14 protein-coding genes are annotated in these 17,972 nt (G+C 68.7%); 5 read left to right on the forward strand and 9 right to left on the reverse strand.

The features are described from left to right. Positions 1-54 precede the first annotated feature (54 nt). The 3 genes from ABY42_RS02515 to mutS form a co-directional block, all read right to left on the reverse strand. Positions 55-357, reverse strand: coding sequence for a hypothetical protein (locus ABY42_RS02515; protein ID WP_004973272.1), 303 nt, complete (start codon positions 355-357; stop codon positions 55-57). Positions 358-466: 109 nt separating this feature from the next. Next, the gene (gene mutL / locus ABY42_RS02520) at positions 467-2,713 is read right to left on the reverse strand and encodes a DNA mismatch repair endonuclease MutL (protein ID WP_050458637.1); all 2,247 of its coding nucleotides are present in this window, start codon (positions 2,711-2,713) and stop codon (positions 467-469) included. Next, on the reverse strand, positions 2,710-5,448 hold the full coding sequence (mutS, locus tag ABY42_RS02525) for a DNA mismatch repair protein MutS (protein WP_050458638.1): 2,739 nt from the start codon (positions 5,446-5,448) through the stop codon (positions 2,710-2,712). Before mutS ends, mutL begins: the two co-directional genes overlap by 4 nt. Before the next feature lie 284 nt (positions 5,449-5,732). Between mutS and ABY42_RS02530 the strand changes: the two genes are divergently transcribed. From ABY42_RS02530 to ABY42_RS02540, 3 genes are all read left to right on the forward strand, one after another. Further along, positions 5,733-6,911 carry an ABC transporter substrate-binding protein gene (locus ABY42_RS02530; RefSeq protein WP_394325149.1) on the forward strand — a complete coding sequence of 393 codons (1,179 nt, stop codon included), beginning with the start codon at positions 5,733-5,735 and terminating at the stop codon, positions 6,909-6,911. Continuing rightward, the gene (locus tag ABY42_RS02535) at positions 6,908-9,376 is read left to right on the forward strand and encodes a methyl-accepting chemotaxis protein (protein WP_050458640.1); all 2,469 of its coding nucleotides are present in this window, start codon (positions 6,908-6,910) and stop codon (positions 9,374-9,376) included. Before ABY42_RS02530 ends, ABY42_RS02535 begins: the two co-directional genes overlap by 4 nt. A 261-nt stretch (positions 9,377-9,637) precedes the next feature. Then, positions 9,638-11,296: a methyl-accepting chemotaxis protein gene (locus ABY42_RS02540; protein WP_050458641.1), complete on the forward strand. Its 1,659-nt coding sequence runs from the start codon at positions 9,638-9,640 to the stop codon at positions 11,294-11,296. A 47-nt stretch (positions 11,297-11,343) separates the two neighbouring features. Here the strand turns inward: ABY42_RS02540 and ubaA are convergent, their stop codons facing one another. Continuing rightward, entirely contained in the window at positions 11,344-12,156 is an 813-nt protein-coding gene (gene ubaA, locus ABY42_RS02545; RefSeq protein ID WP_004973264.1) for an SAMP-activating enzyme E1, read from the reverse strand. A 140-nt stretch (positions 12,157-12,296) separates the two neighbouring features. On the opposite strand from ubaA, the gene ABY42_RS02550 reads away from it, so the two are divergent. Then, positions 12,297-12,644, forward strand: a complete 348-nt coding sequence (locus ABY42_RS02550) for a rhodanese-like domain-containing protein (protein WP_004973262.1) — start codon at positions 12,297-12,299, stop codon at positions 12,642-12,644. Positions 12,645-12,699: 55 nt separating this feature from the next. Here the strand turns inward: ABY42_RS02550 and ABY42_RS02555 are convergent, their stop codons facing one another. Together ABY42_RS02555 and ABY42_RS02560 are read right to left on the reverse strand one after the other, a co-directional pair. Further along, positions 12,700-12,933: a hypothetical protein gene (locus ABY42_RS02555; protein ID WP_050458642.1), complete on the reverse strand. Its 234-nt coding sequence runs from the start codon at positions 12,931-12,933 to the stop codon at positions 12,700-12,702. Positions 12,934-13,052: 119 nt separating this feature from the next. Next, positions 13,053-13,643 carry a 50S ribosomal protein L15e gene (locus ABY42_RS02560; protein WP_050458643.1) on the reverse strand — a complete coding sequence of 197 codons (591 nt, stop codon included), beginning with the start codon at positions 13,641-13,643 and terminating at the stop codon, positions 13,053-13,055. 300 nt (positions 13,644-13,943) lie between these two features. On the opposite strand from ABY42_RS02560, the gene ABY42_RS02565 reads away from it, so the two are divergent. Further along, positions 13,944-14,489, forward strand: a complete 546-nt coding sequence (locus tag ABY42_RS02565) for an ester cyclase (RefSeq protein ID WP_231608295.1) — start codon at positions 13,944-13,946, stop codon at positions 14,487-14,489. A 77-nt stretch (positions 14,490-14,566) separates the two neighbouring features. On the opposite strand, the gene ABY42_RS02570 is transcribed toward ABY42_RS02565, so the two are convergent. From ABY42_RS02570 to ABY42_RS02580, 3 genes are read right to left on the reverse strand one after another with little or no spacing between them, the layout of a single operon-like run. Beyond that, positions 14,567-15,643: a sugar ABC transporter permease gene (locus tag ABY42_RS02570; protein WP_050458644.1), complete on the reverse strand. Its 1,077-nt coding sequence runs from the start codon at positions 15,641-15,643 to the stop codon at positions 14,567-14,569. Then, on the reverse strand, positions 15,640-16,575 hold the full coding sequence (locus tag ABY42_RS02575) for a carbohydrate ABC transporter permease (RefSeq protein ID WP_004973245.1): 936 nt from the start codon (positions 16,573-16,575) through the stop codon (positions 15,640-15,642). The genes ABY42_RS02570 and ABY42_RS02575 overlap by 4 nt, the downstream gene beginning before the upstream one ends. Positions 16,576-16,580: 5 nt before the next feature. After that, positions 16,581-17,873, reverse strand: coding sequence for a substrate-binding domain-containing protein (locus ABY42_RS02580; protein ID WP_082220634.1), 1,293 nt, complete (start codon positions 17,871-17,873; stop codon positions 16,581-16,583). Between the last annotated feature and the right edge of the window lie 99 nt (positions 17,874-17,972).

Consider the following 17,972-nt stretch of genomic DNA (forward strand, 5'->3'; position numbering starts at 1 on the left):
GCGTTGCCGTCGAATGACACGCCTGCGGTCGATTCGCTCGCCCCCCGCGCCGGCTCACGCGGCTGTCAATCGCCGGACCAGGTAGATGAACGCGATTGGGATGCTCAGAAACGGAATCGCCACGAGGTAGTACACGGGCGAGGGAACCCAGTCGCTCTCGCGGGCGAGGTCCAGCCGGTCGGCGTGGAGCGCCAGCGGGCCGACGACCACGGCGGCCGCCGTCCCGTAGAGCCGAATCGCCTGCCCGGCCGCGTCGGCCCACGGCGGCACGCTCGGTCCGGTCGCCGCCGTGAAGAGATACGAGACGACGAGCGCCAGCGGCCCGAAGCAGATGCCCAGAAAGACCAGCGGGTTCATCGCCTCCACCGTCTCGGTGCCTCGACTTGAATCCTCGCCGATGCTATCGGTTCCGAGAATCGGAGGCCGGGTCGTGGATAGCGGCGGCAACGCGACCGACCCGCGCCGGCTACTCCTCGCGTCGCCGCCCGCCGTGGCCGGGGTAGTCGCGCTCGAAGCGCGAGGCGATTTCGTCGCGGTCGAACTCGATGATGACCGGGCGACCGTGGGGGCAGGCGTAGGGGTTCTCGCAGTCGTCGAGCGCGGCGAGCAGGTCGAGCACGGAGCCCTCCCGGAGCGACGTGTTGCCCGTAATCGAGGGGTAACACGCGAGGTCCGACAGCAGTTCGTCGGCGACGGCGTCGACGGTCTTCCGGCCGCCGTCGGCCTCCTCGCGGACGAACGCCGTCAGCGCGTCGCGGAGCAGTCCGGGGTCGAGCGCGGCGTCGAACACCGCCGGGACGGTCCGCACGGAGACGGTCCGCTCGCCGGTCCGCCCGGCGTGGAAGCCCACCTGCGCCAGCGCCTCGCGGTACTCCTCGAACAGCGCCGCCTCGCGCGCCGTGAGTTCGAGTTCGACCGGTTCGGCCAGCGCCTGCGTCGGCGTGTCGCCTTCGACCTCGCCCTTCAGGCGCTCGTAGTTCACGCGCTCGTCGGCGGCGTGCTGGTCGACGAGGACCAACCCCTCGCCGGTCTCGGCGACGATGTAGGTGTCCGCGAGTTGGCCGATGATTCGCATCGACGGGAGCGAATCGAACTCGGGCGAGAGGTCCGCCTCCTCCCCGGAGAGGTCGCGCTGGGTCGTCGGCGCGGTAATGCGCGAGGGACGACGTGGCGGGGTTTCGCTGTCCGACTCGGTCTCCGATTCGGGGTCGTCGGACGGCCTCGGTGCCTGCGCCGCCTCCGGTTCAGTCTCGTCGTCGGTCGAAAGCGACGACTGCTCGGTCGTCTCCGGTCCCGGCGCGAGGTCGTACTCGCGGGGCGGCGTCGGCGGCGCGGACGCCGGCGTCGAGGGCGAAGTCGAACCGGACGAACCCCCCGAACCCTCGGGCGTCTCGGCGGACGCATCGGCGTCGCCGTCAGCCGGATTGTCGGTGCCGACTCCCGCCCCACGTTCAGTTGCAGTCGTGGTGTCTGGTCCGGCGTCGTCGGCCGCGACCGCGTCCGGGTCCGGATTCGACCGCGCGTCCGACTCGCGGGCCTCCCGCGCCGACTGCACGTCCCGCGCGGACAGGGAGTCCGCGTCGTCTGTTTCGCCGGCCGATTCCGCTTCCCGGACCTCGTGGGGGTCCATCGACGCCGCGTCGTCGTCGTCCGGCGAACCGGGTTCGATGGCCGCCTCGTCGGCTTTCGACCGGCCCCGCGGGGCCGACGACCGGACGAGGCCGTGATTCAGCAGGGCGTCTTCGACCGCGTCGGTCACGTCGCGCTTGACGCCGGCCTCGTCGTCCCAGCGGACCTCCATCTTCCGCGGGTGGACGTTCACGTCCACGGCGTCGGCCGCGACCTCGACGAACAGCACCGCGAAGGGGTAGCGGTCGGCGTCGAGTTGGCCGCCGTAGGCGTCGAGGACGGCCTCGCGGAGCACGCGGTCGGTGACGTAGCGGTCGTTGACGAACGTCGAGAGATAGTCGCGGGTGCTTCGGGTCGTCTCGGGGTGGCTCACGAGCCCCGAGACGGAGACGCCGGGGGCGTCGCGGTCGACCGGAACCATCGACTCCGCGACCTCGCGGCCGTACACCGAGAGCACGGTCGACTGGAGGTCGCCGCGACCCTCGGTGGCGAACACCTCGCGGTCGTCGTGTTCGAGCGAGACGGCCACGTCGGGGTTGGCGAGGGCGTAGTGGGTGACGACCGCGTTGACGTGGTCGAACTCGGTCGCCGTCGTCTTGAGGAACTTCCGGCGCGCGGGCGTGTTGTAAAACAGGTCGTCGACCTCGACGACCGTCCCCTCGGGACAGCCGGCGGGCCGAATCGACTCGACCTCGCCGCCCTCGTAGTTCAGCTCCGTCCCCACGTCGCCGCCGCGGGGCTTCGACCGGATGGTCAGCCGCGAGACCGCGCCGATGGTGTGCAGCGCCTCGCCGCGGAAGCCGAGGGTGCCGACGCCGGCTTCGAGGTCCTCGATGTCGCCGATTTTGCTCGTCGTGTGCTCGCGGACGGCGAGTTCGAGGTCCTCCTCGCTCATGCCGACGCCGTCGTCGCGGATGCGGACGCCCTCCACGCCGCCGGCGTCGACGGCCACGGAGATGCGCGTCGCGTCCGCGTCGAGGCTGTTTTCGAACAGCTCCTTGACGACCGAGGCGGGTCGTTCGACCACCTCGCCGGCGGCGATGCGCTGGATGGTCTTCTCGTCGAGCTGTTTGATGTCGCTCATGCGCCGTCACCGCCGTCCAGTTTCGACTGCCAGGCCTGCACCTTCGCCATCAGGTCCAGCGGCGACGTGTCGTTCACGTCGGTCGCCCGGAGTTCGTCGAGGACGGCTTCGGCCTCCGGGTCCACCGCGGCCCCGGACTCGGTCTCTGTCTCGGCGTCGGCCGCCTCGGTGCTCGCCCCGGCGAGCGCCCCGGCCGACCCGTTGCCCGTCGCGCCGTTCGCGGGCGCGCCGGAGCCCGCCGAATCGCCGGCGGCGTCGCCGCCCTCCGCGACGTTCATCTGTCCGCTCCCCACGTCGAAGACGGCCTGTACGGGCTCCGAGGTTCCGGACCCCTTCGCCTCGATGGCCTTCTCCTCGCGGAGCCGGTCGAGCACGTCGGCGGCGCGGTCGACGACCGGGCGCGGAACCCCCGCCAAATCGGCGACGTGAATCCCGTAACTCCGGTCGGTCGGGCCGTCGACGACGGTCCTGAGGAAGGTCACGTCCCCGTCGCGCTCGTCGGCGGCGACGTGGACGTTGGCGACGCGGTCGAGGTGGTCCGCGAGGGTCGTCAGCTCGTGGTAGTGCGTGGCGAAGAGCGTCTTGGCCCGTATCTCGTTATGCAGGTATTCGGTGGCCGCCCACGCGATGGAGATGCCGTCGTAGGTGGCGGTTCCGCGGCCCACCTCGTCGAGGATGACGAGCGAGTCCTCGGTGGCCGAGTGGAGGATGTTCGAGAGTTCCTGCATCTCGACCATGAACGTCGAGCGACCCTGCGCGAGTTCGTCCAGCGCGCCGACGCGGGTGTAGATGCCGTCGACGACGCCGACGGTCGCCGAGCGCGCGGGGACGAAACTGCCGACCTGCGCGAGGAGCGTGATGAGCGCCGCCTGCCGCATGTACGTCGATTTGCCGGACATGTTCGGCCCGGTGACGATGAGGAAGCCGCGCTCGTCGTCCATGCGGAGGTCGTTCGGGACGAAGTCGGTCGTCGTCTCCACGACCGGGTGGCGACCGGCCTCGATGTCGAGCGCCCCGGCGTCCGTGAGTTCGGGGCGCGTCCAGCCGTTGCCGGCGGCGTGGGTCGCGAGCGACGCCAGCGCGTCCACCTCGGCGATGGTCCGGCCCACGTCCTGTAAGAGTTCGGCGCGCCGGGCCACGCGCTCGCGGAGGTCCTCGAACAGTTCGTATTCGAGGTCGCCGCGGGCCTCTTCGAGCCGGAGCACCTCGCGTTCCTTCTCCTCTAACTCCTCGGTGACGAAGCGCTTTGAGTTCTTGAGCGTCTTTATCTGCCGGTAGTGTTCGGGCACCTGGTCGGCGACCGACTTGCCGACCTGGATGTAGTAGCCGTCGGTCTTGTTGCGGTCGACGGTGACGTGCGAGAGGCCGTGGTCCCGCTTTTCGCGGTCGGCGAGCGTGTCGAGCCACGACTTCGCCGACTCGTGGCGCTCGATGAGGGCGTCGAGTTCGTCGTCGTAGCCCTTCTGGAACAGCCCGCCCTGCGTGACCGTCTTCGGCGGGTCCTCGGCGAGCGCGTCGGCGAGGTCGGCGCGGAGGTCGGCCGCGGCGTCCCGGTCCGGCCGCGAGACGACTTCCGCGAGCGGAGAGTCCGCGAGTTCGGTCCCCTCGATGGCGTCGGCGAGCGCGGGAAGCACGGAGAGGGTGTCCCGGACCGACAGCAGGTCGGACGCGCCGGCGCTCTCGGACGCCGACCGGGAGGCGAGCCGTTCGAGGTCGTACGCCCCGTCGAGCACCTCGCGAACGCGCTCGCGGGCGAGGGCGGCCGCGGCGAGCGACTGCACGGCGTCGAGTCGGCGGGCGAGTTCGTCGCGGTCGCGCCGCGGTCGGGTCAACCACTCCCGGAGGAGGCGGCCGCCGGGAGAGGTGACGGTGTGGTCTATCGTGTCGAACAGCGACCCCGAGCGGTCGCCGTGCATCGTCTCGATGAGTTCGAGGTTGCGCTGGGTGGTCGCGTCGAGTTCGAGCAGGTCCGAGGGGTGGTAGACCTGCAGGCGGGTCATCGACCGGAGGACGCCCGCGCCCGTCTCCTCGACGTAGGCGAGGACGCCGCCGGCGGCGCGGGTCGCGAGGTCGGAGTCAAGACCGACGCTGTCGACCGTGGACGCGCCGAACTGCTCGCGGACGGCGTGGCGGGCGCGACCCGGCGCGAACGCCTCGGTGGAGAAAAGCGAGAAGGAGGCGTCCGTGGCCTCGCGCAGCCGAGAGAGGGTCTCGTCGTCGCCGCGCAGTTCCGGGCCGGGGAGGACTTCGACGGGGGCGAAGCGGTAGAGTTCGGCCGCGGCGTCGTCGACGGTCGCGGCCTCGGTGACGAGGAACTGGCCGGTGGTGATGTCGGCGAACGCGAGGCCGACCCCGTCGCCGTCGGTCACGACGGCCGCGAGGAACTGCGCGTCGGCGCGCGACGTTTCGAGGAGCGTCCCCGGCGTGACGACGCGCTTGATTTCGCGGCGAAGGTCGCCGGACTCGGTCTCGTACTGGTCGGCGACGGCGACCCGGTAGCCGCGCTCGACGAGCGCCTTGAGGTAGGGCGTCAGGTCGTTCAGCGGCACGCCCGCCATCGGATACGACGACCCGTGCGAGGACTTCTGGGAGACCTTGAGGTCGAGTTCGCGGCCGACGGTCTCGGCGTCGTCGGCGAAGAACTCGTAGAAGTCGCCGCACTGCATGGCGAGCAGGTCGGCGTCGGTCTCCTCTTTCAGCGAGAGGAACTGTCCGACGATTCCCTGAGTAGTCATGTCCGCACGTGGGCGGGCCGGCGGATAAAACGCTACGATGCCCCAGTCGTGAGGGAGTGCGAGCGCCCCGAAACTGACCCCTCGGCGCGACGACTCGCTCGGCTGTTGCGTGGTAGCACATCCATATCTCGTGTTCGATGTTGGACAATCGTCCCAAAAATACAGCGTATGATAATCGGCGGCCCAAAATTATATACGGGAGTTGTCTCGGGAAATCTGTGACAGCAAGGTACGACAGACGAACGTTTCTCCGCACCGCCGCCGGCGCGGTGGGGCTCGGCTCGCTGTCCGGGTGCGTGGGGACGTTCGGAACGGAGTCCGGGGAGCCCGTTCGATTCGGGGCGATGTTGCCCGTCAGCGGGTCGCTGGAGCAGGTGGGAGTGCACGGCAAACGCGCCGCCGAGCAGGCGGTCGAAGACATCAACCGCGCGGGCGGCGTGCTCGGGCGGCCGGTCGAACTGACCACCGTGGACACGGAGGGGTCCGCGTCGGTCGCGACGGACGGCTACGCCTCGCTGGCCGACGCGGGCGTCGTCGGCTTCGTCGGCGGCCTCGTCAGCGACGTGTCGCTCGCGCTCGCCCCCGAGGCGGCCGACGACGCCGTCATGGAGATGAGTCCGGCGAGCACGAACCCGCGGCTCTCGGAGGCCGGGCGCGCCGACGGTCGGAAGTTCTTCGGCCGCACCGTCCCGAGCGACAGCCTGCAGGCGACCGCGATGGCGAAGATTCTCGACGCGCCGCAGTACGCCGACGCCGACCGGGTCGCCGTGCTCACCGTCGACGGGGCCTTCGGCTCCGACCTCGGCACCGCACTCGGCGACCAACTCGACGCGGAGGTCGTCACCGAGGTCAGCTACGACCCGGCCGCGGACGACTTCGGCGGCGTCGTCGACGAGGTGTTCGCCGACTCGCCCGACGCGGTCGGCTTCGTCAGCGTCCCCGGACAGGAGGGGGGCGTCCTCGACGCCTACGGCGCGTCCGACTACGAGGCCCCGTGGGTCTTCTCGGCCGGCCTGTTCGACGGCGAGATTCCGCCCTACTACGAGGGCTTCTACAGCGCCTCGCTGTCGTCGGTTCGGACTGACGGCTACTTCCACCTCTCCCAGCGGCTCTCCGACATCGCGCCGCTGCAACCCTACGCGGCGAACGCCTACGACGCCCTGTTCCTCATGGCGACCGCGGCGGAGTACGCGGGCGAGGCGTCGGGTCCGGCCATCGCAGACGCCCTGCAGACCGTCTCGGGCGGAACCGGACACACCGTCTCTGTCGGCGAGTTCGACCGGGTTCGAACGCTCGTCGACGCCGGCCGCGAACTGAACTACCAGGGCGCGTCGAGCGGGGTCGACCTCACCGAGGCGCTCGAACCGCTGAGTTCGTACCTCGTCGAGCGGGTCCACAACGGCTCGGTCGAGCAGGTCGAACTCCTCCAGCGCCAGTTCTTCGAGTCCGGAGGTGACCAATGAACCCGTTTTCGCGGCTGACGAGCCTCCTCGAACGGGCGCTTCCGAACGTGATTCGCCGCCGCTACGCGGCGAAATTCGGGGTCGTGCTCCTCCTCATCGCGCTCGTCATGGGCGGCGCGGGCGCGTACATCCACTTCGACACCAAGTCGGTCGTCGAGTCGCAGACCGAGTCGCAGATTCGCGGCGCGGCGGCGACGGAGGCCAAGTCGGTCGCCGACTGGGTGACCTCGAAGGAGTCCACCGTCTCGTTCCTCGCCGAGTCGCTCGCGGACCAACCGGCCGGGACTCCGCCCGCCGACCACCAGCGGTGGCTCGAAGGGAAGCTCATCCAACTCTCCGGCGACGTCCGCTCGCTCCACTACGTCGACGCCGACACCGGCGCGGTCGTCGCGAGCACGACCGACAGCGCGACCGGGCAGTCGCTCGACTCGCTGTCCGCGCCGTGGGCCGACGACGCCGCGTCGCTGGCGTCGGGCCAGTCCGTGACCGTCACCGAGCCGTACGAGTCCGGCGGCGAGCCGGTCGTCGCGTTCGCCGCGCCCGTCTCCGGGGCCAACGGCGCAATCGTCCTGACGGCGTCGCTCGCAGCGGGCTCCCACCAGTTCGAATCGCCCTACGCGACCGGCGACACCAAGGTCGTCTCCGAGTCGGGAACCATCCTCTTCGACAACCGGAAGGCGTCCATCCTCGACCAGTACGCGGCCGCCGACGGCTCGTCCATCGAGGCCATCGACGCGGCGCTGTCCGGACAGACCGGCTACGAGGTCGTCTCCGCCCGCACGGGCATGGCGTCCGGCGAGTACGCGATGGCGTACGCGCCCATCACCGGCACCGACTGGGTGCTCACCTACCACGTCCCGGCCGACCGGGCGTTCGCGCTCCAGTCGCAGGTGACGACGAACGTGATGCTCCTCGTCGCGTTCGGCGTCGGCGCGCTGTTCCTCGTCGGCGCGACCATGGGCCGCGGCACCGCGCGGTCCCTCTCGGTCGTCGCCCGCAACGCCGACGACATCGCCAACGGCGAGGTCGACGGCGACCTCCCGAACACCGCCCGCATCGACGAGATGGGCCGGCTGTACGACTCCTTCGAGTCGATGCAGTCGTACCTGACGACCGTCGCCGGGCAGGCCGAGGCGCTCGCGGACAAGCGCTTCGACGACCCCGTCCTCGACGAGGACATCCCGGGGTCGTTCGGCGAGTCGATGGGCCAGACGCACACGGAACTCGAAGCGCTCATCACCGAACTCGAAGCGACGGCCGCCGAGTTCAGTGAGACGATGGCGGACGCCGCCGACGGCGACCTCACGCGCCGGATGTCGGAGGACGCCGACAACGACGCGATGAACGAGATGGCGCGGTCGTTCAACGACATGGCCGACGAGCTCGAAGCGACCGTCGCGGAGGTCGTCGAGTTCGCCGAGACCGTCGCCGCGGCCAGCCAAGAGGTCACCGCGAGCTCCCAGGAGATAGAGCGCGCGAGCCGACAGGTCAGCGAGTCCACGCAGGTCATGGCCGAGGGCGCGCACGAACAGCGCGAGAACCTCCGGCAGACGACGAGCGAGACGAGCAACCTCTCTGCGACCATCGAGGAGGTCGCCTCCTCGGCGAGCGAGCTCGAACGGACCGCCCAGCACACTCTCGAAGCGAGCGAGGACGGCCACGAGGCGGCCGCCAACGCCATCGACACCATCGAGACCGTCGAGACGCAGACCCGCCGGACGGTCGACCGCATCGAGGACCTCGAAGGCGACATGGCCGAAATCGGCGACATCGTCGAACTCATCACCGACATCGCGGAGCAGACGAACATCCTCGCGCTCAACGCGAACATCGAGGCCGCCCGCGCCGGCGAGGCCGGCGAGGGCTTCTCGGTCGTCGCGAACGAGGTCAAGGAACTCGCCGGCGAGACCAAGGCCTCCGCCGAGGAAATCGAGGCGACCATCGAGGAGGTCCAAGCGAAGTCCGCGGCGTCCGTCTCCGAGATGCGCGAGACGCGCGACGCCGTCGACTCCGGCGTCGACGCGGTCCAGACCGCCCGCGACTCGCTCGACACCATCGTCGAGAACGTCCGCGAGACGACCGACGGCGTCGACGAAATCAGCCGGACCACGGACGAACAGGCCGCCTCGACCGAGGAGGTCGCGTCGATGATGGACCGCGTCTCCGATATCAGCGACGAGACCGCCGAGCGCGCCGAGTCGGTCGCGGCCGCGGCCGAAGAACAGACCGCCTCGCTCAGCGAGGTCTCCGACGGCGCGGACCGTCTCGCTACCCAGTCCGAGCGGCTGATGTCGCTCGTCTCCGAGTTCACCGTCGACCACGACGCCGCCGACCGCGACGCCGCGTTCGCCGACGCAGACGCCGCGTCGACCGCCGAACTCGACGCTCCGGCGACCGACGGCGGTCTCGACGCGGACGGCCGTTCCGACCGCACCGACGACGGCCGTTCCGACAGACTCGACTGACGCCGCACCCGTCGCAGGGCACCCTGCGACCCTCCGAACGACTCGTCCCCCATTCGGCCCTCCGGTCCTTCACCCGGCCCTCTCCGGTCCCTCACTCGGCCTTCCCCGGTCCCCATTCGGCTCTCCCGCCCGACGACCGCGTTTCTCGACCGTTCGTTCTCCGTCCCCGTTCGCCAGAAAATATCACTTTCATATCACCCAATATCAAATATGATATCTCGGAGCGTAGCGTTATACCGGCAATCCGCGTGAGGTGGACGTATGGACCTGCTTTCGCGACTCGCGGCGCTGGTCCCGGGGGTCGGGGCTCGGACGCGGACCGACGGTGGCGCACAGGCTGACGAACGAGGGACGGTCGCGCTGGCGGCGGAGCGACTGGACACCGGTAGCCTGCTCGACGGCGTGGGAATGCCGGTGTTCGTCCTCGACGCCGACGGCCGGGTCATCACGTGGAACGGCCCGATTACGAAACTCACGGGCGTTCCCGCGGCGGAGGCGCTCGGGTCGGAACACGTGAGCGAACTGTTCTACCCGGACGGCCGGCGGGCGAAGACGCTCGCCGACAAGGTGCTCGACGACCCGCGGACCGCCGACGAGGTCCACGGGCTCGACGTGGTCGACGAGGGGAGCCGGCTCTACCGCGACACCAGTACCATGACCGACCGACACGGCGCGGACCGCCACATCGCTTTCACCGCCCAACCGCTGTTCGAGGGCGACGAACTGGTCGGCGTCGTCGAGGCGGTCCACGACCGGACCGACGCCGTGGAGAAACAGCGGGCGTCGGAGGCGCTCGTCGACGAGGTCTCGACCACCATCGGGAGCCTCACGGCCGGCGACCTCTCGGCCCGCGCGTCGTTCACGGACGACCGCGGCGTCCTCAACGACGAGACGCTGGCGGTCGTCTCGGACCTCAACGAGATGGCGACCCGGTTCGACCGCCTCGCCAGCGAGGTCGACGCCACGACGGCCGACCTCGGCGGCGCGATTCAGCGGGCCGCGACCGCCGCGACCGACATCGAGTCGCAGGTCACGGAGCAGGCGGACCTCCTCTCGACGGGCGCAGAGGAGATGCAGGACCTCTCGGCCAGCATGGAGGAGATAGCGGCCACCTCCGACGAGGTCGCCTCGGCGGCGAATCAGGCCCGCGCGGCCGCCGAAAACGGGCAGGAGGCCGGCCAGAGCATCCGGTCCGCGACCGACCAGGTCATCGACATCTCCGACGAACTGCTCGACAGCGTGACCGAACTCCAACAGCGCATGGTCGTCATCGAGGAGGTCGTCGAGGTCATCGCGGAGGTCGCAGACCGGACGAACCTGCTCGCGCTCAACGCGAACATCGAGGCCGCCCGCGCCGGCGAGGCCGGCGAGGGCTTCTCGGTCGTCGCCGACGAGGTCAAACAGCTCGCGAACCAGACCCACGAGCACACGGAGGAAATCGCCGACAGCATCGCCGAGATTCAAGAGCAGGCCGACGAGACGGTGCTGGCCTCCGAGCAGTCCCACGAGCAGATTCAGGTCGCCTCCGGCGAAATCGAGGACGTGCTCGCCTCGCTCTCCGAAATCGCGGACGCCGCGGACTCCGCGGCCAACGGCGTCACCGAGGTCGCCCGCGCGACCGACTCGCAGGCGACCAACATCGAGGAGGTCACGACCACGATTCAGGTGGCCCAGGAACACGCGACCGCGGCCGAGGCGTCGACGACCGACATCACCGACGCGACGGCCGACCAGACGGTCGCGCTCGACGCGCTCGCCGACCGGGTGGACGCCCTCGTCGGCGGCGACGCGGCGGCGGTCGAGGAACTGGACGCGATGGACTTCGACGAGGTGGTCGACGGCGCGGACGCCGACTCGGTCCGCGCGGCGACCGACGGCGGCTCTGCGGACGAGTTCGGCGGGTTCCAGTTCGACCGGTAGCGCGACCGACTCGGGGCGTTCGACGACGCCGCGTTGGAGTTCTCTTCTCAGTCGAGACTGATTGCGCAGCTCTCGACGTAGTCGATGTCCTCGATGGAGTCGACGCCGCCCTCGCCGCAGACGGGGCAGTCCGGGTTCTTCCGGTACGGGACCGTCTCGAACGTCATGTCCATGGCGTCGTAAAACAGGAGCCGGCCGTCGAGCACCTCGCCCTCGTCGAGGAGGAGCTTCATCGCTTCCGTCGCCTGAATACAGCCGACCGTTCCGGGGAGGACGCCGAGGACGCCGGTCGTCGCGCAGTCGGGGACGGTCCCCGGTTCGGGCGCTTCGGCGAACAGACACCGGTAGCACGGCCCCTCGGGGACGAGCGTCGTCGCCTGCCCCTCGAACTTGTATATCGCGCCGTGGACCAGCGGGATTCCCTCGAAGCGACAGACGTCGTTGAGGAGGTAGCGCGTCGGGAAGTTGTCCGAGGCGTCGACCACCACGTCCGCGCCCGCGAGAATCTCGTGGACGTTCGACTTGTCCACGCGGGCTTCGACCGGCTCGACCGACACGTCGGGGTTGAGCCCGCGGACGAACGCGGCGGCGCTCTCGGCTTTGGCCACGCCCACGTCGTCGTCGCGGTGGATGACCTGCCGCTGGAGGTTGCTCCGCTCGACCACGTCGTCGTCGACGACGACGAGTTCGCCGACGCCGACCGCCGCGAGGTACTCGATGGCCGGCGCGCCCAACCCGCCCGCGCCGACGACGACGACCCGCGCCGAGAGCAGTCGCTCTTGGCCCTCCGGGCCGACCTCGTCCATGATGATGTGCCGCGAGTAGCGGTCCAACTGGGTGGCGTCGAGTGAGAGCGTCATATCCCGAGGTTGGCGTCGCCCCCGAATAAAGCCGCGGCACGGGCGGACCGGTTCCCGTGGCCCGGGTCGCGGACCGCCGTCGCCGCCGACGACATCGCCGGAAGCGACGCGCCTTTGACGCTCCGCCCGTCACGTCGGGTATGGTCGCCGAGACGACGCCCGACGAACTACGCGAGAGACTGGCCGACGACGAAGACATCGCCGTCGTCGACATTCGAGACCCCTCGTCGTACGCGTCCGGACACATCCCCGATTCGGAGAACCTCCCGGCGGCGACGCTCGGCCCCGAGGTGTTCGACCGCGAGTGGCCCGCCGAGGTCGTCGTCTCGTGTTACGTCGGCAAGAGTTCGAAGCAGGTCGCCTCGGTGCTGGACAGCAACGTCGACGCCGACGTGTCCAGCCTCCGCGGCGGCTTCGACGCGTGGGACGGCGCGGTCGAAGACGGGTCCGAGGGCGAGGCGGACCTCGGACCCACGTCGCCGTTCTGAGTCGCCGACGGGGTTTCACGACTGCTCTTCTCGACTCGCAGAGCGACGCCCGAACCTACGCCCCGGGAACCGCGACGGGCGACCCCCGCCGCCGGTTCCGGTTTCGGAGGTAGAAGACGAAGACGGCGAGGCCGCCGAGCACCGGCAGGAGGACGAACGCGACGAAGAACCCGACCGCCCACATGTCCGCCGTGTCCATCGCGCGGCGCTTCGCGTCCCGGTATATCCACGCCGCCCCGAGGACCGCGGCGGCGAGGAGCAGCGGTCCGCTGATTTCGATACTGACCATGCAGTCGTGTCAGTAGTCCGGAGCGGCCGGAATAAGCGTACGGGCCGTCGATTCCGACGGCGACGAAGCCGCGGCTCGGCGGTCGATAAAGAGAGGAGATTGGCGCGGTGCGCGGGGCGTTACTTGCCGCGGCCGTTGCCGGCGCGGATGGACGGACGGATGTGCTCCGTGCCCTTGCCGCGGTTCTGGAGACCGCGGTTCTTCTTGCCCGCGTTGGTGAGACCGCGGAAGGCGCGGCCCTCGTGGGTGTCGTCGCAGATCCAGTTGAGGTCGTCGTCGTTCTGGATGGCCGGGTGCTCGGGGTCGACGAGGATGACTTCCTGCCACTTCTGGGAGCCGTCCTGTCCGACGCCGTAGGAGTTCAGCACGCGCAGGTTGGGGTGCTTGCGAGAGGCGCGCTCCTCCGCGATGCGCGGGATGGACTTGCGGCGGCCGATGCGGTTGACGCCCTGGCGCTTCGTGCGGCGACCGGCCTTGTGGCGCTGTTTGCGCGCGCCGCCCTTGCGGACGGAGACGCGGACCACGACGATGCCCTGCTTGGCCTTGTAGCCGAGCTCACGGGCCTTGTCGAGGCGGGTGGGGCGCTCGATGCGCTCGATAGCGCCCTGGTTGCGCCACTCCTGTTTTCGCTGCCACTGGAGTTCGGCCAGCTTGCCTTCCTTCGGGGTCTTCCACGCTTCCTTGATGTGGGAATAGAAGCTTCGTGCCATTGTATATCACCGCGGGCGCTTGCGATTCAGTCCGTCGGGGAACTCCCCTGAGACCACATTTCGTCCCGTTCGTGACGGGTGCCCTCTGGCGTGCCCGCATTGCCAGCGAGTTGGCGGAACTACCAACAGGGGAGGGTTAAGGACTTCGGATTGGAAACAGCATGCGGTAGTGACACACGCGGTTCTCGTGGCTGTTGAAGGGGAATCAGCTGTTGCCTTTCCATACCGTCGAGGTGTCGTGGTGACCCTCACAGGAACACATATGCTACCACACATCAATATTCACGGTGGAGAGGGGTCATGGCCGACGCAGATACGCGGAAGATGGAGACGATAGACGCGGGACCGATGCTCCCCGGCGGGAGTGCCACCGAGTTCGCGGACGCATACGTCGAACTGTGGAACACCCGGAACTACGCCGCAATTCCGCGGCTGGTCTCGGAGTCGTTCGTGATGTACGACCCGGCCGCCCCGGCGGAGAGAATTCCCGGACCGAAGCGCGAGGTCCACGGGCGCGACGGTCTCCGACAGTTCGTCGAGGGAGTGACGACCGGCTATCCAGATTTCGAGATTACGGTCCTCGAACTGCTCGCCGGCGACGGTGTCGTGATGTACGAAGCCCGGTTGACGGGAACGCACGACGGCCCCCTCGACGGTCTCCCGCCGACCGGCCGGACGATTGATATTCGGGTCGTCTCGGTGCTCCGTCTCGACGGGGACTACATCGGCGAACACCGCGCGTACTTCGACATGCGAGAAGTGGCGGAACAACTCGGACTGACGTTCCCCACGGTGATTCGACAGGCACCGAGGCTCGTCGCCGGAAAGCTCCGCGGCGGGCTGTGAGACCGGTCGCTCTCACGGCGCGTTGGTACCAGCCGAATCGACGACCGGTGAAAAAGAATCCGAGCGAGTCGCCGCGTTTAGCCTTCCATCCCGCCGAACGACAGGCCACCTTCGATGTAGCGCTGTGCGAACAGGTAGATGAGCATGATGGGCGCGGCGAACGTCAGCGCGAACGCCGAGAACCGGGCCCACGGGATGGAGTACCGGCCGACGAGCGAGTACAGCCCGACGGGGAGGGTGTAGTTGTCCGTCGAAAGCAGCGTCTGGGCGACGACGAACTCGGTCCACCCGGTGAGGAAGGTGAAGATGAACACCGTCGCCAGCCCCGCCTTCGACAGGGGGAGGATGATTTCGGTGACGATCTTCCACGACGGCGCGCCGTCCATCATCGCGGCCTCCTCGTAGGAGACGGGAATCCCGTCCATGTACGTCTTCAGGAGCCACGTGTTGAACGGGACCGCGGTGGCGGCGTAGTACGCCGACAGCGCGAGCTTGCTGTCGTTGAAGCCGAACTGGACGAACAGGGCGTACAGCGCGATGAGGAGCGCGACGCCGAGGCCGCCGCCGATTTGCGTGAACAGCACGTAGCCGTACAGCACCTTCGAGCGCCCGATGAACTGCCGGCGCGACAGCGCGTAGGCGCTGGGGACGATGAGACACATCGCCAGTATCACCGTCGGAATCGCCACGGTGAGGCTGTTCGCGAAGAACCGCTTGAACTCGGAGGTCTCCGTGACCCCGTACTGCGACACGTCGAGGAACGTCAGTTCGGGCGTCTGCAGGAACACCTCGTAGCCGCCGAGGCCGAGGCTGATGCGGTAGCTCGGGACGATGAGGTCGCCGATGACCCACAGGAACGGCTCGATGGTCGGGTCGGCCGGCCACAGGCGAATCCCGCTCGACGAGTACAGCGACGCGCCGGTGCCCGAGAAGGCCCCGACGGCGACCCAGTACAGCGGGAACAACAGGAGCGCGACGACGACCGCGGCACCGAGGGTGATGCCGGCGGTCTTCAGCACCGTCGCGGGGCTGACGCGCCCCTCGCGGATGCCTTCGAGGGTGTACTTGGCGTCCTTGACCGACTCGACGGGGGCCATCGCGGCGGTCCGCGCGTCGTCGGCGAGCTCGGCCGCGATGTCGGAGATGGCGCTCATGCGTCGTCCACCCCCTCGGCGAGCTGTCCCTTCTTGACGTTCAGCATCATGAAGACGCCGATGACGGCCACGGCGACCAGCATGATGGCCGCGCCCTCACCGTACTTCTGGAAGCGGAACGCCTCGCGGTAGCCGTAGACGATGAGCAGTTCGTTCGTCCGCGACGGCCCGCCCTGATTGAACACGTACGGGATGAGGAACTGCTGGAACGACGCCGCGGCCGTGAGAATCGAGGCGAACAGCACGGGGCGCTTGATAGAGGGAAGCGTCACGTGCAGGAAGCGGGCGAAGAACCCCGCGCCGTCTATCATCGCCGCCTCGTGGAGCTCCTCGGAGACGTCCTGCAGGGCGCTCACGGTGATGATGACCATGAACGGGTACGCCAGCCACGCCTCGGTGACGTTGTAGGCGAGAAAGGCCATCCAGCGCTCGGAGAGCCAGGCGATGGAGTCGAGGCCGGCCATCCGGAGGAACTGGTTGGCGAGGCCGAACTCGGCGGAGCTGAAGATGCCGCGCCAGATGGTGATGGTGAAGATTCCCGGCAGGCCCAGCGGGATGATGATGAGCGCCCGCATGAACCGCTTGCCGCGGACGCGGTTGCCCGTCACCACGAGCCCGATGCCGAGGCCGACGAGCACCTTGAGCGCGACCGACGTGGCGACGAACAGCCACGTCACGCCCATCGAGTTCCAGAACTGGCCGTCCGAGAGGACCGTCGCGTAGTTGGCGAGGCCGACCCATTGCTCTTTGCCCTGGAACAGCGTGGCCGGCTCCGCGTTGGTGAACGAGAGATACACCAGGTACAGGACGGGAAAGAGCATGAACGCGAGGAAGACGAACAGCCCCGGCAGTACCAACAGCAAGGGCAGGTCGTCCTTGCTCACGACCGGGCTGTCCGCGACGCGCTCGACGGCGCTGTCGACGACGCTCATCGTCCTTACTCCCAGTTAGACCGGATGTTTTCTTCGGCCTTCGTGAACGCGGGTTCGAGCTCCGCGTCGCCGTTTTTCACGCTGTTGAAGGCGTCTTCGAGCGGCCCCCACACGTCGCCCATGTTCGGGTGCGTCGGGATGGGCGTGCCGAGCGAGACGGACTCCGAGAAGCCCTTGACGGCCTCGGGGAGGTCGCTGCTCGAAGCGAGTTCCTTGTGGACCGGGATGTAGCCGAACTCCTCGGCGTTCGCCGAGAGCACGTCGGTGTTCGTGGTGTACCACTCGGCGAACGCGCGGGACGCGGCCGCCGTCGCCTCGTCGCCCTCCAGCGTCGACGTGAAGTAGAGCTGCTTGACCGTCGTGTACGGCTTGGGCTCGGCGTCGCCCTCGGGCGAGGGGAGCCGGGCGATGCCGGCGTCGATGTCGTTGGAGCGAACGTCGCCGAGGAACCACGGCCCGTTGATGGCGAAGGGCGCGTTGCCTTCGAGGAAGACGGCCGCCTGCGGGTCGTAGCCCGTGTCCTTGGGCTGGTACGGGACGAAGTTGTCGAGGATGAACTGGAACCCGTCGAGGGTCGCCTCGTTCGACAGGCCGAGTTCGACGTTCGACTCGTCGAAGTAGTAGCCGCCGAAGGCGTGTGCCCACGCGCTCATGAAGTAGGCGTTCAGCGGGTAGCTGAGGCCGTACATCCCGTTTTCGGGATCGTGGTACTCCTCCATGATGGCCGTCATGTCGGCGATGGTCTCGGGCGCTTCGTCCACCATCTCCTTGTTGTAGATGAGGCCGACGGTCTCGGCCGCGTAGGGGAGCGCAACGGTCGCGCCGTCGAACTGGACCGCCTCCTGCGCGGGGCGGGTGTAGACCGAGAGGTCCACGTCCAGCTGGTCGCTCTGGTCCGAGAGGAAGCCGTTCTGGTAGTACTCGCCGGTCCAGTCGTGGGCCCAGTCGAACATGCCCGCGCCCTGTCCGGCCGGGATGGCGGAGGTCGTCTTCTTCCGGAGGTCGGCGATTTCGGCGGGGTTGGCCGTGTGGTCCGTCTCCGAGGTGAACGTCTCGGCGTTGGCTTCGAGCGCCTTCTTCTCGGCTTCCGCGCGCTGATGCCAGAGCGTGAACGTCCCGCTCGGGCCCGCGGACTCGGTCTCCGCTCCCGCGGTGGTCTCTTCGCCACCGTCGTCGCCCTCCGCACCGCTCTGTTCGGGCGTCTGCGTCGAATCGGTCTCCGACACGCCCACGCACCCTGCGAGTGCGCCGACGGCCGTCGTGCCTGCCAGTTGCTTCAGGATTGTGCGGCGGTTCATTGGCATAACGAATCTATGATGAACTATGTGTTCATATATTTAATAGTTCGGAATGACGGCCGCATTCGCGGAGAAAATTGCCACTCCGATGGTCGGGTT

Origin of the sequence: Haloferax gibbonsii (assembly GCF_001190965.1) — an archaeon.
Taxonomy (GTDB): domain Archaea; phylum Halobacteriota; class Halobacteria; order Halobacteriales; family Haloferacaceae; genus Haloferax; species Haloferax gibbonsii.

Coding starts and splice junctions, on each gene's coding strand:
- ABY42_RS02560 (WP_050458643.1), bottom strand. CDS start 13,643: ATGGCACGAAGCTTCTATTCCCACATCAAGGAAGCGTGGAAGACCCCG.
- ABY42_RS02540 (WP_050458641.1), top strand. CDS start 9,638: ATGGACCTGCTTTCGCGACTCGCGGCGCTGGTCCCGGGGGTCGGGGCT.
- ABY42_RS02515 (WP_004973272.1), bottom strand. CDS start 357: ATGAACCCGCTGGTCTTTCTGGGCATCTGCTTCGGGCCGCTGGCGCTC.
- ABY42_RS02550 (WP_004973262.1), top strand. CDS start 12,297: ATGGTCGCCGAGACGACGCCCGACGAACTACGCGAGAGACTGGCCGAC.
- ABY42_RS02535 (WP_050458640.1), top strand. CDS start 6,908: ATGAACCCGTTTTCGCGGCTGACGAGCCTCCTCGAACGGGCGCTTCCG.
- ABY42_RS02565 (WP_231608295.1), top strand. CDS start 13,944: ATGGCCGACGCAGATACGCGGAAGATGGAGACGATAGACGCGGGACCG.
- ABY42_RS02570 (WP_050458644.1), bottom strand. CDS start 15,643: ATGAGCGCCATCTCCGACATCGCGGCCGAGCTCGCCGACGACGCGCGG.
- mutS (WP_050458638.1), bottom strand. CDS start 5,448: ATGACTACTCAGGGAATCGTCGGACAGTTCCTCTCGCTGAAAGAGGAG.
- ABY42_RS02580 (WP_082220634.1), bottom strand. CDS start 17,873: ATGAACCGCCGCACAATCCTGAAGCAACTGGCAGGCACGACGGCCGTC.
- mutL (WP_050458637.1), bottom strand. CDS start 2,713: ATGAGCGACATCAAACAGCTCGACGAGAAGACCATCCAGCGCATCGCC.
- ubaA (WP_004973264.1), bottom strand. CDS start 12,156: ATGACGCTCTCACTCGACGCCACCCAGTTGGACCGCTACTCGCGGCAC.
- ABY42_RS02555 (WP_050458642.1), bottom strand. CDS start 12,933: ATGGTCAGTATCGAAATCAGCGGACCGCTGCTCCTCGCCGCCGCGGTC.
- ABY42_RS02575 (WP_004973245.1), bottom strand. CDS start 16,575: ATGAGCGTCGTCGACAGCGCCGTCGAGCGCGTCGCGGACAGCCCGGTC.